Genomic DNA, 14,421 nt, shown 5'->3' with positions numbered 1-14,421 from the left:
GTAAACTAAGCACCCCTAACCGAACCGCAAGGAAAATTGGGATGTGTTATCTTCATAGTACTAAAAACATAGCCTGTAATATAATGGAAGGCGGGTCTACGGAGAAAGACTTTCAATATCCAATCCACCTGACCGAACCGCAAGGAAAATTTAAAATATGCCAGATTATAGACGAGATCAGGTCTTAGAACGCCTGAAAACAGAATTAGATAAAGACAAACCCTTACTCGCAGTCGGTGCGGGAACAGGTATCACTGCGAAATTTGCTGAACAAGGGGGTGCCGACCTGATTGTAATTTACAATTCGGGTCGCTACCGGATGTCGGGGTTCGGCTCCTGTGCTGGGCTTTTGGCTTACGGGGACGCGAATGCTATCGTCATGGAGATGGGCGAACGTGAAGTTCTCCCGGTTGTTAAAGAGACTCCTGTTATTGCTGGGGTTAACGGCACAGATCCAACGCGTCGGATGAGCAACTTCCTCAAACAGGTCCGCGATGTCGGTTTCGACGGCGTTAATAACTTCCCCACTGTTGGCGTGATCGACGGAACTTTTCGCGTAACGCTTGAAGAGACGGGAATGGGCTTCTACAAAGAGGTAGAAACAATCGGGATCGCGCACGAGATGGATCTTTTCACTATCGTCTATGTCTTTAACACAGAAGAGTCCGAAAACATGGCAAAGGTCGGCGCGGACGTGATCATCGCACACATGGGAACGACGATAGGCGGCACTATCGGGGCGGAAACGGCTTTCACGCTCGAAGATGCAGCGGTGCGCGTCCAGGAGATTTGCGATGCTGCAAGAGCCGTGAACCCAGATGTTATCTGTTTAGCACACGGCGGTCCCATCTCGAAAGCACCAGAGGCGGCGTTTATCAACGAGAAGACGGATGCCGTCGGCTTCGTGGGGGCTTCCAGCATTGAACGGTTCGCCTGTGAAGAGAGTATTCCGCGGGTTACGGCTTCCTTCAAGGAATAGATACAAGACTTCCGCGAGTTTCAAGCAATTGCGGATTCTCCAGAGCAAAATTAGCCAAACCCGTAGCCTGCATTCTCACTGAGAAGCAGGCGCAGATGGATATTTAGGAAGGCGTGTTAAAGCCCAAATCCAGTTGTTCTCCCGCAAGGTAAAATTAAATATGGTCAAAGAAATAGAGATTTTAACTGCCGATGACACCGAGTTGATGCGTATTAGCCGAGAAGGGACGTTGTCCTTGAGTTTGAACGAGATGCAAACAATTCAAACCCACTTCGGAACCCTCGGACGCAATCCCACCGATGTAGAAATAGAGACCATCGCCCAAACGTGGTCTGAGCATTGCGTTCATAAAACGTTCAAAAGCACCATCCTCTATTCCGAAGAAGGCAAAGCCCCAGAGCAGATTGAGGGTTTGTTTCCAACCTTCATCCAACGTGCGACTGAGGAGATAGCAAAGCCGTGGTGTGTTTCTGTCTTTTCAGACAACGCCGGTATCATCGAATTCGACGAGCAATTCAACCTCGTTTTCAAAGTCGAAACACACAATCATCCGTCAGCGATCGAACCGTATGGGGGTGCCGGGACTGGAATAGGCGGCGTAATTCGTGACTCGCTCGGTACAGGACTTGGTGCGAAGCCGATTCTTAATACGGATGTCTTCTGTTTCGGGATGCCGGATACACCCTATGCGGAACTACCAAAAGGCTCGCTTCACCCGAAGCGTGTATTTAAAGGGGTTGTCGCTGGCGTGCGCGATTACGGCAACCGGATGGGTATCCCTACGGCGAACGGTGCTATCCTTTTTGATGCCCGTTATACCGCAAATCCCCTCGTCTTCTGTGGAAATGTCGGTTTAATACCGAGAAACAGATGCGAGAAATCCGTTGAACCCGGTGATCTGGTAGTTGCGATCGGTGGACAAACAGGGCGCGATGGAATCCACGGTGCTACCTTCTCCTCCGCGGAATTGGACGATACGTCTGAAAGCCTTGGTAGTGTGGTCCAGATCGGCAACCCGATTGTGGAAAAAAAGATTGTTGATGCGTTGTTACAGGCGCGGGACCGAAATCTTTACCGCTCCATCACCGATTGTGGTGCTGGCGGGTTCTCGTCTGCTGTGGGAGAGATGGGAGAAGATATAGGGGCAGAAGTGCACCTCGAACGTGTCTCTCTGAAGTATGAAGGGCTTGCACCATGGGAAATCTGGCTCTCGGAAGCACAGGAGCGCATGGTCATCGCTGTGCCACCTGAGAATTTAGATGAACTCATGGAAATATGCGAGGCAGAAGTCGTTGAAGCCACAGTCCTCGGGACCTTCACAGATACGCATAGATTACAGGTTTTCTATGAAAGCACAATAGTTGCCGACTTGGAGATGGAGTTTCTGCACAACGGACTGCCGATGCCTGTGAAAGAGGCGGTTTGGGAGCCGCCGAAGCACCCAGATATGGCATCGCGAGATGAAGAAACGGTAAATTATACCAATGACCTCGAACGCCTTCTCGCAAGTCCAAACATCGCGAGCAAAGAATCCGTTATCCGGCAATACGACCACGGTGTCCAAGGCGGTATGGTTATCAATCCGCTTGTCGGTGTGGAAAACGACGGACCGAGCGACGCATGCGTCACAACTCCCGTCTTAGGTAGTCGAACCGGTGTCATCGTTGCGAACGGCATCAATCCGAAATATAGCGACGTAGATCCGTATCTCAGTGCAGCAGCAGCGATTGACGAGGCTTTGCGGAATATCATCGCTGTCGGGGGAACGTTAGAAAAGACTGCGTTATTGGACAATTTCTGTTGGGGGAATCCGGACAAACCTGACCGGCTCGGTGAACTCGTCCGTGCAGCGAGAGCCTGTTATGACATCGCAACTGCTTACGGCACGCCCTTTATTTCCGGTAAAGACAGTCTCTACAATGAGTACAGAGATACCACGACCGGTGAACAACGCGCCATCCCTTCGACACTCCTTATATCCGCTATCTGCGTTATGCCCGACATTCAACACGCCGTCACAATGGACGTGAAAACGCCGGGAAATCTCATTTATGTCGTAGGCAATACCTATGCTGAGTTAGGCGGTTCGCACTACTTCAACATCCACGGGTTTGTCGGAAACACTGCCCCTGCTATTCGTCCAAGTGAAGGGAAGTTGACGATGGAACGTCTCAGTACTGCTATCAACAGTGGATGGGTGCGCTCGTGCCATGACTGTTCTGAAGGCGGTATCGGTGTAGCGGTGGCGGAAATGGCATTTGCAGGTGGCTATGGAATGTCTCTGAGTCTTGACGACATACCTACAGGTGAAGAAATTGATGCCGACGATTTCCTCCTGTTTTCAGAATCAAATAGCCGCTTTCTTGTAGAGGTTGAACCGCACCACCAACGTGCCTACGAAAACCACATGGCGGGAATACCGATCGGCTGTCTTGGCACCGTTTCAGATACATCCGAATTTGTTATCAAAGGAAAGAATGGACGCTCGATAGTCGAAGCGTCAATTGAGAATCTCAAATCTGCCTGGCAGGATTTTTAATTATGTACGTCTGGGCTGCTGCGTCCGTTGTCCTTGCAGGTTTTTGGTCACGTCGCAACTGGATTTGGAAACATGCCCCTACAAGAAAACAAGTCTGAAACGAAGTGGAGTGCGGATATACGGAAAAAACGCTTGAAGCCTCCAACTGACCTGACCGAACCGCAAGGAAAGTTAAAAATATGAAACCAAAGGCACTCATTTTACGAACAGCAGGCACGAACTGCGATGCCGAAACGGATATGGCGTTCCAACTCGCAGGTGCAGAGACAGCATTGGTGCATATCCAAAATCTCATATCAGGTAGAGTTAACCTTGCCGACTATCAAATTCTCGCGATCCCCGGTGGATTCTCCTACGGCGATGATATTGCGGCGGGTATCCTATTGGCGGTCGAGATGAAACACAAACTCACAAACGCGCTGAATCAATTTGTCGCAGATGGTAAGTTAATAATTGGCATCTGCAATGGGTTTCAAGTGCTTGTGCGAACAGGCTTACTGCCCGGGAACGATACCTCAGAGATGGCGCAGCGCTCGACATTAGCGATGAATACCTCAGCGAAATTCGAGTGTCGGTGGGTGGATCTGGAAACGCAAGAAAGCCCATGTGTCTTTACAGAGGGAGTCAAAGCGCGGGTTTATCTCCCCGTTGCGCACGCTGAAGGTAGATTTACTGCACCAGCGAATGTGCTGTCAGAATTGGAAGCGAACAATCAGGTCGTGTTTCGATACGCCGAGAGTAGATACCCTGACAATCCGAACGGTTCCGATAGCAATATTGCAGGAATCTGCGATGCAACAGGCAAAATTTTCGGATTAATGCCCCATCCAGAACGGTTCCTAACAAAATGGAACCATCCCCGCTGGACACGGAAACCTGCTAAAACTCAGGAGATCCGTTCCGATGAAGGCGACGGATTGGTTATCTTCAAAAATGCGGTTAATTACGTCAAATCGAATCTTCTGTAGGAACGATCTCTATATCGCAATTCTCGCCTTTATCCGTTTTTTCAGTCATCATCTCTGGATAACTTCTAAGTTAAGCGCGAGCCCGTTTTTGACTTCGGAAAAAACGGATCGAAACCCCGATAATAAAAAATGCCAAATAAGTTATATCGGCGTCTACTCCCATTCTATATGAAATTGCCTGTCTTTTGGGCATTTATAATTCTTTCGGTGTTAGGACAACTGCTTTGGGCGTTTGTCGTTTCACAGGATGTCCGGATTGACATACGGTGGTCGAGTTTCGGCTACGGTTTAGGGATCGGTTTAGGTTTCATGCAGGGGAAGTGGACCTCTCGTCTGTGGGATCAATCGTATCTACAGGTGTTGAAACGGCAGATAACCTTCTGGGAAGCGAAAGGTGCGAAACTGCTGACCTTTTACACCTGTTTGGCACTCGGTTTACCCATTCTTTGTCCCTTCCTCATCCGCTCGCTTGAGACGTTGGTAGGCATCCAATCCTATGTTTTCGGCTTTATCGGTGCAATGAATGTAGCACTGCTGTTATGGGTGCGGCGCATGCCGAAGTAGTATATGGTAAACCAAAAAAATAAGCAAACCTCGCCGGTGCAGAGTGTACAATTAATTCTAAAGTTTACCATAAATGGAATAAGAAAAACCTCTTGGTAGAAGCAACTCCTGTTGAACGTTGGTTGAAAATTCGTCACAGATATGGTAAACTTTATGTAAGAATGGGCAGACTCAGAACGATTACTGGAGAATTCAACATGCGTCCGGTTACAATTTCCTTACCAGATTACCTCTATGAAAAATTGGCACAGCAAGCTAAAGTGTCTGATACCTCCCTTGAAGAACTGGTATTGTTTCAACTCAAGCGCGACGAAGCAAGAGGTGCTGCCCTAACCTTTTTACAAAAGCGCGCTGGTAGATGCTTAACGGTAAGAGAACCTATTCTTAAACAATCAACACCGCCTACTTGGGTCGTTCCCATTTTCACCAACGTCGCGCCTCCTGTCGAAGTTGGTGAGATACTCGTTGATGCTAATACCGGCGAAGTTTTAAGCACAGAGATGGATGTGGCTGGAATGATTAAGAAGGGACACGTTAGTTTTGGGTTTAAGTCTCTCGCTATTGAAAAACAGGAACGTTTGGCAGAACTTCTCGCATTCAACAATGAAACAGTGTTAGAATCGGAAGCGAAAAAAGAAATGGAAGCACTCCTCGCTGAAGAGCAGGAACTCCAAATCCAAAACCTTGAAACATTGGAGAGACGGCTTTTATCATAAGCGAGGCGTGATATATGCGTATAGGTAATCCGTTGCGCAGGTCTGTGGCAAGCCGCGCAAATGAACGGTGTGAGTACTGCCACTATCCAGAACAATTTTCCCCTTCCTCCTTTCAAGTTAAGCATATTGTGCCAAGATCGGCAGGCGGACCGACAGAACTCAACAATCTGGCACTTGCCTGTTCACACTGTAATGCACACAAAGCTACGCGCGAAAATGGGATTGACCCACTCACAGGAACGGATGTTAGACTTTTCAACCCCCGGATTGATGGCTGGACAGTTCATTTTCTTTTAAATCGAGAGACTGGAGAGATTGCAGGACAAACATCAATAGGGCGAACAACAGTCGAAGTACTCCTAATGAATGCTAAACAACCGATTCGAGCGCGTCGGAATTTGGTAAAACTCGAAGTGTTATAAAAACCTCAGAAAAACAGTCATCCGATGAGTGTTGATTCTTGAAATACTTCCGATACCTTCGGAGATTTTTCACTTAAACTGTCCGAAAATATGAGACTTGATAGAAACCAAGAAAAAGCCGTAAACCACATTACAGATCCCGCTATCGTCATCGCAGGACCCGGTAGCGGTAAAACGACAGTCGTAACAGCACGGATCCTGAACCTTATCCAGACGCACAAAATCCTACCTCCACACATCCTCGCGATTGCCTTTAATAGAAAAGCAGTTGAAGAAATGGAGACGCGTATTTGGCGTAGCTTGCAAGCCAAATCTTGCTTGACAGAAGAGCGAGAACTCACGTCGTCACAATCCTCTGATAATACCGAAACACACATAAAGCCGAAAATTCGGACACTTCACGCTTTCGGTAAAGACATTATCACTGAAAACTATGAGCGCGCCGGATTTAATCATGAGCCTGAGGTATGGACGGGGCAGATAGATAAAATCATCGCACAAGAACAGACGCAGATTGAACGGGAAGCCTCCACCACCTCAGTTGCCATCTATAAAATAGAGAGCAAAAGCACCGGCAGATGCTATATCGGACAAACGACAAACCCAGAGCGACGACGGAAGGAACACTTTGACCACTCATCAAACGACAGACTTCGACAAGCGATCCGATCTGAAGGAGCGTCACAATTCAGTTTTAAAGTGCTTGAATCGTTGCCGGGCCAACAGGCAAATCGCCGCGAAGCACACTGGATTGTGTTCTATAGAAACCGTGAAGGTGTGTTTAATCGCGCCGATCCGTTGCGGGGGCAGTACAGCAACCAACTCATTCTCGAAATGTTCTGCCAGCATTTCGAGATTCCATACAAAGAACATCTTGATAGAGATCCTGACTTTGAGAACCTGCGCGATCGCTTCAACGACATAAAAGAAACCGTTATGCAAGCGAAACGGCACGTTACCGAAGGCTTGTTTGACCCAACAACGCTTGATGACCCCGTAGCACAAGCATTTGCCGTAAAATATGAGACGCTCAAAACCGAGGGAAACGCTATTGATTTCGAGGATATGGTTATCCATGCCGCAAACCTACTTGAAACGGGTCCGGATCTTCGCCAAACCTACCGTGATAAATACCCATATCTTCTCGTTGACGAATTCCAAGACATCGCACCCGCCGATTTCCGACTGATTTCACTCTTATCGGAGAACCTTTTTGCTGTCGGCGACGACGACCAAGCGATTTACGGATTTCGTGGTGGCGATTCCGAAATTATGCAGGAATTTACCGCTCGTCAGGATGTGGTAAAATATGAAATTACGCGGAACTATCGCTCCACGTCAACCATCGTTGAACACGCAAGAGCCTTGATTGAGCGTAACGAGCCTCGAATCAGCAAAAACCTTCGTGCCCATAATCCGCTACAGCAGGAAATAAAAATTGTAGAGACAACCCCTGAGACTGTAGAAATCATCCTACGCCGTGAATTGAAATCATCTCAAGAAACCGCTGTTTTGGCGCGCACCAACTACGAAACCGACCAGATTCAACAAATGCTTTCCAAGCACGCGGATCCTGTTGAAGTGACGACGATCCATAAAGCCAAAGGTAGGGAATGGGAAAAGGTTATTCTCGTCCATAACACATTGGAGCGTCGTTTCCCGCGTCGTGATAACAACCTTGCAGAAGAGCGTCGTGTCTTCTATGTTGCGATGACGCGTGCCAAGGTGGAATTAGTCGTACTCGGCGGGACGTGTCCGTTCGTGCCAGAGTTTGAGAAAATCCGCAAGAATACTGGTTACTATCTCCGACAGTTTGCGTATTGGCGTGCCAGAAGGAAACTGAAAAAAGAGGGAGATGTAAAATAGGAATTGTGCTATAATCATCGGTAATAAATTGCTCCATTACAAATCCTAAGTCCAGTCCCTCTATGGCAAACGCAACACAAAAAAATCAAAATTCCCATCCGGGCGTAACGGTTCGCGCCATCATACTCGGTTTGCTACTGATTCCAGTGAATACCTACTTCATCATGGCAAACCACCTCAAATTCTGGAGCACCCTCCCAACGACGATGTCCCTCATCTATAACGTGATTATCACGTTGATGGTGCTCATCCCGTTCAATCTTTTGCTGAATCGGTTTCTACCACGGTTTGCTTTGAGACAGGGTGAACTTTTAACGGTCTTTGTGATGCTGTCGCTCTCCTCAGCGATTGCAGGACACGATATGATGCAAACCGTTATCCCAACGATATCCGATGCGTTCTGGTTTGCAACCCCTGAAAATGAGTGGAAACAACTGTTTTGGCGGTATCTTCCTGCGTGGCTCACATCTAATGATATGGCAAGCCTGCAAGCGTTCTACGACGGAGAGAGTACTATTTACAGAATGGTGCATCTGCGGGGATGGCTGCGTCCGATTCTCTGGTGGACTCTCTTTCTGACCGTCCTGATCTGGGTGATGATCTGCTTGGACGTTTTTCTCCGAAAACAGTGGATTGAGCATGAACGGTTGACGTATCCCATCGTGCAATTGCCATTAGAAATGACAAGGCTTGACGGACGGCTTTTCCGATCACCGATGATGTGGCTTGGGTTTTCGATTGCAGGCGGTATCAACCTTATCAATGGTCTTCATGTGCTTTTCCCTGAAATTCCTGAAATCCCGGTGCGGCACGCTGAACTGGGTCAATTCTTCACACAGAAACCGTGGAGTTCAATGGGATGGACCCCGGTTTATGTCCGTTCGTTTGCTGTTGGACTCGCGTATCTGATGCCATTGGAAATGTCATTTTCAATTTGGTTTTTTTACTGGTTCTGGAAAGCACAACGGATACTCGGCAGCGCGCTCGGTCTTGACGTAATGCCGGGATTTCCTTATGACTGGCAACAGGTGATGGGAGGGTATCTTGTGCTTGCATGTCTCGCAATTTGGGGCGGACGACGCTACTTTCTTAGGATTCTCAAGTATATCTTTCGGTGGCGTAATTCACCCGGCGACATCGACGACAGTAGAGAACCGATACGCTATCGCTGGGCGGCAATTGGGTTAGTCTGCGGTTTGTTTTTCCTATTCGCTTTTTCACGACAAGGTGGAATGGCATTCTGGACAATCGGACTCTACTTCTTAATCTATTACCTGTTAGCGATGAGTCTGACGCGTATCCGTGCTGAAGTCGGACCCCCGACGATACGGACGTATGCAACACCTCACGATATCCTCACAGATATTTTTGGGACCCGATTGATTTCGCACGGTAGTTTAACGATGATGCGTCTCTATCTAACCTTCAACCGTGGGTCACGCGCCCATCCGATGCCACATACACTTGAAGGCTTCAAACTCGCAGAGGAAACAGGCATGCGTTCCGGCAGACTCATCGTAGCGATGATGTTCGCCGCTGTGATCGGGATTCTGGCATCGTTTTGGGCGTATCTTGTGGTCGGGTACAACATCGGTGTTGTGAGTGATCTCGGCACAGGTGGTTATAACCTTTTGCAGAGTTGGATCTACCACCCAGTTGACACCGATGTTCCTGCCGTGATTTTTATTGGTATCGGTGCACTCTTCACTGGTTTTTTTTGGTGGCTGCGAACGCTGTTTCCGTTCTGGCCCTTCCATCCTGCTGGGTATATGGTCGCTGGTGAAAAATCAACGATCGGTCGGCTGTGGTTTTCGATACTCATCAGTTGGGGTGTCAAAACAATCTTGCTGAAAGTGGGTGGGATTCGTCTCTATCGCAAAGCGTATCCACTCTTTTTAGGACTAATACTCGGCGAATTCATGGTGGGTGGCGTATGGGTCCTGATTCGACTTGTTACAGGAATGCCGATGTATTCATTTTATAGATAGCCGTCAGCAATCGGCTGTCAGCAGTCAGAAAGAGTTTTCTTGTGGCGGAGAAAGGGATAGCAACTACCACATGAGCTACTGATGGCTGAAAGCCGAGAGCCGACAGCCGAAAAAAGGAGATAAAATATGAAATTGGTCGTTCTTTCCTATAGTCACCACGGGCGCAGTATGGCACGCACGGCGCATGGACTCGGACACGAGATTGTAGGTGTCATGGATGCCGAAGCGGAACCTCGACAACAGTTGTCAGACGATTTTCAATGTCCGGGATATGAGATGGCAACAGCATGTCTTGACGCAAGCAAACCCGACGCGGCACTCGTTGCCGGAAAACACATCGAGATGCCGGATCATGTACAGGCATGCGTAGACCGGCGTATCCCCTACCTCTTGGACAAACCGTTCGCGGATTGTGCGGATCGGCTGCGTCCAGCCGCTGAAGCCTCTGAAAAGCACGGCGTCTTCAGCGCGCTTGTGCTACCGAATCGTGCGAGCCGAATCGTGAGCGTCGTCAAAGAGATGGTCGCTGATGGAAGTCTCGGGGACCTCGTCCTCTACAATAGCAGATTGAACAACGGACCCCCGTCCCGTTACGATCCGACACCTTCGGCGTGGCATAGCAATCCGAGTATATCGGGTGGCGGTTGTTGGGCAGTCGAAGCGGCACACGGTATCGATACATTCCTTCAATTTGTCGGCGATCGAGAAATAAGAGTCGTTGGTGCGGTCATGTCCAACGCCATGCATAGCCGTGGTGTGGAGGACAGTGGTGTGGGTGTACTACGAACAGAAGACGGTATCACGGGCATAATTGAATCAGGTTATAACTATCCGTCAGGGACGCGCGGTGGCGATCATTTCTTTAGATTCATTGGAACGAAGGCATCTGTATTTGAGCAGTACGGTCGCAACGGTGAACCTCTGATTGAAGTGCATACAACCGAAGGGGTCCGGTTCAGCGAGGACATCTCGCATGGGGCAAGGATTCAAGGTGTGATGAGTGCTGCACTTGACGCAATCCGAGACGGTGGCACCTTCGAGCCGACGGTCGTCGATGCGGTGTGTATCCTTGAAATCCAAGATGCTGTTTACGCACATGCCCGACAGGATGTGATAACCCACGGTCCGCATCCGATGGGTTAATAACCTTCGGGATGTGTGGTAGGATCCTGTCCCTGAATAAATACAAGGGTTACACGGGACTCCTTGCTTCGAGGAAGCGGAAGGTCCAAGCTTTTACAAATTTTTCTCACTAAGAATTTGTTCAATTCCCGGTGCCTTGCACAGGCGCGACCTTCCGGGTTTGGCGATTAACATAGATGGTATGGTTACCACCTTCGCGAAAGAATTCACAACCATTCTTTTCAAGATGGCGAACGAAATCGCGTCTTTTCATAAACGCACAGAAATAGGCTCCCGAATGACATCTTGTAACTCCGCGATGTCTTCTTCCGCAAGGGCGCGATTCGCCTCAAGTGTCAGTTCGATAGCCTCTCGGAGATTTGCCCTCGTTTCTTCAAGCGTTTTACCTTGTGTATTCGCACCGGGCGATTCTTCGACAAATCCGATGTAACCCTCTGGGACTTTTTTGAAAACTGCGTTAAATTTCATCTTCGTAGCCTCTTTTCGTATCACTATATCATGGCTAATACTACACTGATAGTATACTTGATAGTTAGATTAAAATGCAATTTTTTTACAGAATTTCTGTTGACAAGGATGCATAAGTAGCGTATATTTTTTGCACACGCGCCGGGATCGTTGTTCACGGTTAGCAACAAAGGAGATTAAATATGCCGAATCTAAATATGTCACAATCTCTCATATCTGCTATTGCTGCAGGTTTAGCGTTAGCACCTGGGTTGATTGGGAATGCCGCCAGCCACAATGCCATCTTTGCCCCAGATGCCGAACTTAAAGAACTTTTCAACGGCGCACATTTTACGGAAGGTGTCTCCGTCGCGCCGGACGGGACGGTCTATTTCAGTGACATCACTTTCACCGATCAGACGGATATGCAAGCCGGGAATATCTGGAAACACAATCCAGAGACCGGAGAAACAACCATTTTCCGTTCTCCCAGTGGGATGTCTAACGGCACAAAATTTGACGCACACGGCCGCTTGGTTGTCGCAGAAGGCGCGGATTTTGGGGGACGTAGGATTACTCGAACAGATATGACGACTGGTAAAAGCGAAATTATTGCCGGTCTCTATAACGGAAAACCCTTTAACTCGCCGAACGACCTGTCGATTGATGAGCAGGGACGCATCTATTTTACAGATCCTCGGTACGCAGGAAGCGAACCCGTTGAACAACCCATTTTTGGGGTCTACCGGATTGATCCAGACGGTTCTGTTCATCTCGTCGTTACAGATGCGGGTAAACCGAATGGTGTAGCGGTGTCCCCAGACCAGCGAACCCTTTACGTTATTAGTCACGACAACGGCGCGATGGGAAGCTTCCCCGATGAGATCCCACTGCTTAATGGACGTATGGCACTCCTCGCTTATGACCTCTCACCCGAAGGCACAGCAACTTTCCGAAAAGTGCTGGTTGACTATGCCCCACAAGACGGTCCGGACGGTATGGTGGTTGATGCTGAAGGAAATCTCTTTGTGGCAGTGCGTGATGATACCCGCCCCGGAGTCCGCGTGTACACACCTGAAGGAGAGGAACTGGCGTCCGTCAAGACACCTGATAAACCCACGAACGTCGCCTTTGGACGCGGCAAAACAAGCAAGACGCTCTATATAACCGCAGAAAATTGCCTCTACAGCATCGAAACGATGAAAGAGGGGTATCACCTGCCACAGAAGTAACGTCGCTGTTCTGCTCATACATCGGGATGGAGGTCATGCCATGGTGTGGCATTCTCATAGGCATGCCCGACCTGACACAACAACGGCTCTGACAAGTGTTTTCCAACAAACTGAATACTCAACGGTAACCCTTCGCTATTCATGCCACACGGCACAGATAGTGTCGGTGCGCCGTTGTAGTCATACGGCACAGTGAACCGCTGGAATTTCGGATCCCGAGCATCATACCGTCCGTACAACATCTCAGGCGTGACGGGGTGTGGGGGTGCTGACATTGACGGACAAACCAGCACATCGATCCCCTCAAACACCCGCCTGAGATGCCCTGTGCAGGCGGCTCTCAAATTGTTTGCCTTGGCATACCCCGCGCCTGTCACATTCGCTCCCATATCAAGCCAGCCTTGAAACCAAGGACCATAATCATCCCGTTGGGACGGGTAGGTAGCTGCGTGTGCTAATACTGCCTCTGTCGAACACAGCGTGGGCCATGCGGTGACGTATTCATCTACATCCGGCAGTTGTACTTCAACAATTTCAGCACCTTGATCCGCTAAGACTTCCACGCCAGCACGAACGGCTTCAGCGAGTTCAACATCGATGTTGTTCGTGGCATAGTTTTCATCGAATCCGACGCGAATACCTTGGAGGTCCTGCCCAACTCCCTCCAGCATATTCGGGACAGGATTCGGCAGAGAGGTCGGATCATTCGGATCGAACCCAGCGATTGCTTCAAGCATAATCCCCGCATCAGCAACACTTCGCGTCATTGGACCGACATGGTCCATCGACTCTGCGAGCGCGAGCACGCCATAACGACTGACTCTCCCCCACGTCGGTTTTATTCCCACAATACCACACGCCGCTGAAGGGAAACGGATGGAACCGCCTGTGTCGCTGCCGAGTGAGCCGAAACACAATCCTGCCGCCGTCGCGACTCCAGAACCGCTCGAGGATGAGCCTGTCCATCGGTCTGGATTCCATGGGTTTTTGGGAATATCAAATTCAGGGTTGTAACCTCCCATCGCGCCCTCGGTCAGGTTGAGTTTGCCAAGCAGCACCGCACCCGCTGCTTCAAGTTTTTCGATAACAGTCCCATCAAACGATGGAACATGATCCGCGAGTACTTTCGCCGCACCCATCGTGCGGACACCCTTCGTGAAGCAGAGATCCTTCACCGCAATCGGCACACCGTGCAGGGGACCGCGATACGTCCCAGATTCAATCTCCCGCTCTGCCGCCTGCGCGGCAGTCATAGCGGAATCCGCCATCACCGTCGCATAACTCTTCAATCGACCGTCAAGTTCGTCGATACGTTGCAACAGTGCAGTCGTAATCTCCACAGGTGATACCTGTTTTGAGGCTATCGCTTCCGAGATCTCGGTAATCGTTTTGAAGTGAAGTGGTGTTTCAGCCATGTTTTTCCTCGTTTCTGAGTTCCTTAATTCAAATCACTCACACGCGGGCGCCCTAAGAGACGCATCAACCGCTCGTCTGCATTTTCCAGAGCGTCTTTAGGGACAGGCACGCCGTTGCAGAGACTAAACCGCCAATATGCCC

Annotated in this window: 12 protein-coding genes; 10 read left to right on the top strand and 2 right to left on the bottom strand. The window is 49.3% G+C overall.

Annotated elements, in window-relative coordinates:
- The first annotated feature begins 157 nt into the window (after positions 1-157).
- The 9 genes from J4G07_04525 (at position 158) to J4G07_04485 (ending at position 11,185) form a co-directional block, all read left to right on the top strand.
- Positions 158-979, top strand: coding sequence for a phosphoenolpyruvate hydrolase family protein (locus J4G07_04525; protein ID MCE2413244.1), 822 nt, complete (start codon positions 158-160; stop codon positions 977-979).
- Positions 980-1,139: 160 nt separating this feature from the next.
- The gene (gene purL / locus J4G07_04520) at positions 1,140-3,518 is read left to right on the top strand and encodes a phosphoribosylformylglycinamidine synthase subunit PurL (GenBank protein MCE2413243.1); all 2,379 of its coding nucleotides are present in this window, start codon (positions 1,140-1,142) and stop codon (positions 3,516-3,518) included.
- A gap of 179 nt (positions 3,519-3,697) precedes the next feature.
- Entirely contained in the window at positions 3,698-4,486 is a 789-nt protein-coding gene (gene purQ / locus J4G07_04515; GenBank protein MCE2413242.1) for a phosphoribosylformylglycinamidine synthase I, read from the top strand.
- A gap of 129 nt (positions 4,487-4,615) precedes the next feature.
- On the top strand, positions 4,616-5,050 hold the full coding sequence (locus tag J4G07_04510) for a hypothetical protein (GenBank protein MCE2413241.1): 435 nt from the start codon (positions 4,616-4,618) through the stop codon (positions 5,048-5,050).
- 197 nt (positions 5,051-5,247) lie between these two features.
- A complete protein-coding gene (locus tag J4G07_04505; protein ID MCE2413240.1) occupies positions 5,248-5,766 on the top strand; it encodes a hypothetical protein in 519 nt (172 codons plus the stop codon).
- A gap of 14 nt (positions 5,767-5,780) precedes the next feature.
- Positions 5,781-6,188, top strand: coding sequence for an HNH endonuclease (locus J4G07_04500; protein ID MCE2413239.1), 408 nt, complete (start codon positions 5,781-5,783; stop codon positions 6,186-6,188).
- Between the two features lie 90 nt (positions 6,189-6,278).
- Positions 6,279-8,054 carry a UvrD-helicase domain-containing protein gene (locus J4G07_04495; protein ID MCE2413238.1) on the top strand — a complete coding sequence of 592 codons (1,776 nt, stop codon included), beginning with the start codon at positions 6,279-6,281 and terminating at the stop codon, positions 8,052-8,054.
- Positions 8,055-8,116: 62 nt separating this feature from the next.
- Entirely contained in the window at positions 8,117-10,042 is a 1,926-nt protein-coding gene (locus J4G07_04490; protein MCE2413237.1) for a hypothetical protein, read from the top strand.
- A gap of 126 nt (positions 10,043-10,168) precedes the next feature.
- Positions 10,169-11,185: a Gfo/Idh/MocA family oxidoreductase gene (locus J4G07_04485; GenBank protein ID MCE2413236.1), complete on the top strand. Its 1,017-nt coding sequence runs from the start codon at positions 10,169-10,171 to the stop codon at positions 11,183-11,185.
- A 249-nt stretch (positions 11,186-11,434) separates the two neighbouring features.
- Here the strand turns inward: J4G07_04485 and J4G07_04480 are convergent, their stop codons facing one another.
- On the bottom strand, positions 11,435-11,653 hold the full coding sequence (locus J4G07_04480; protein ID MCE2413235.1) for a type II toxin-antitoxin system HicB family antitoxin: 219 nt from the start codon (positions 11,651-11,653) through the stop codon (positions 11,435-11,437).
- Positions 11,654-11,835: 182 nt separating this feature from the next.
- On the opposite strand from J4G07_04480, the gene J4G07_04475 reads away from it, so the two are divergent.
- Complete coding sequence (locus J4G07_04475) at positions 11,836-12,864, top strand: SMP-30/gluconolactonase/LRE family protein (protein MCE2413234.1); 1,029 nt, start codon at positions 11,836-11,838, stop codon at positions 12,862-12,864.
- Positions 12,865-12,878: 14 nt separating this feature from the next.
- Here J4G07_04475 and J4G07_04470 read toward each other — a convergent pair whose 3' ends face one another.
- The gene (locus tag J4G07_04470; protein ID MCE2413233.1) at positions 12,879-14,279 is read right to left on the bottom strand and encodes an amidase; all 1,401 of its coding nucleotides are present in this window, start codon (positions 14,277-14,279) and stop codon (positions 12,879-12,881) included.
- Between the last annotated feature and the right edge of the window lie 142 nt (positions 14,280-14,421).

It is taken from the genome of Candidatus Poribacteria bacterium, assembly GCA_021295715.1.
In the GTDB taxonomy this organism is placed as follows: Bacteria; Poribacteria; WGA-4E; order WGA-4E; family WGA-3G; genus WGA-3G.
Note: the sequence above shows the minus strand (reverse complement) of the source record. Positions and strands in the feature narration are given on the sequence as shown.

Bases quoted from the DNA above. Each gene is read 5' to 3' on its own strand.
- J4G07_04505 (MCE2413240.1), top strand. From the start codon at position 5,248: ATGCGTCCGGTTACAATTTCCTTACCAGATTACCTCTATGAAAAATTG.
- purQ (MCE2413242.1), top strand. From the start codon at position 3,698: ATGAAACCAAAGGCACTCATTTTACGAACAGCAGGCACGAACTGCGAT.
- J4G07_04525 (MCE2413244.1), top strand. From the start codon at position 158: ATGCCAGATTATAGACGAGATCAGGTCTTAGAACGCCTGAAAACAGAA.
- J4G07_04475 (MCE2413234.1), top strand. From the start codon at position 11,836: ATGCCGAATCTAAATATGTCACAATCTCTCATATCTGCTATTGCTGCA.
- J4G07_04470 (MCE2413233.1), bottom strand. From the start codon at position 14,279: ATGGCTGAAACACCACTTCACTTCAAAACGATTACCGAGATCTCGGAA.
- J4G07_04510 (MCE2413241.1), top strand. From the start codon at position 4,616: ATGCCAAATAAGTTATATCGGCGTCTACTCCCATTCTATATGAAATTG.
- J4G07_04480 (MCE2413235.1), bottom strand. From the start codon at position 11,653: ATGAAATTTAACGCAGTTTTCAAAAAAGTCCCAGAGGGTTACATCGGA.
- J4G07_04485 (MCE2413236.1), top strand. From the start codon at position 10,169: ATGAAATTGGTCGTTCTTTCCTATAGTCACCACGGGCGCAGTATGGCA.
- purL (MCE2413243.1), top strand. From the start codon at position 1,140: ATGGTCAAAGAAATAGAGATTTTAACTGCCGATGACACCGAGTTGATG.
- J4G07_04495 (MCE2413238.1), top strand. From the start codon at position 6,279: ATGAGACTTGATAGAAACCAAGAAAAAGCCGTAAACCACATTACAGAT.
- J4G07_04490 (MCE2413237.1), top strand. From the start codon at position 8,117: ATGGCAAACGCAACACAAAAAAATCAAAATTCCCATCCGGGCGTAACG.
- J4G07_04500 (MCE2413239.1), top strand. From the start codon at position 5,781: ATGCGTATAGGTAATCCGTTGCGCAGGTCTGTGGCAAGCCGCGCAAAT.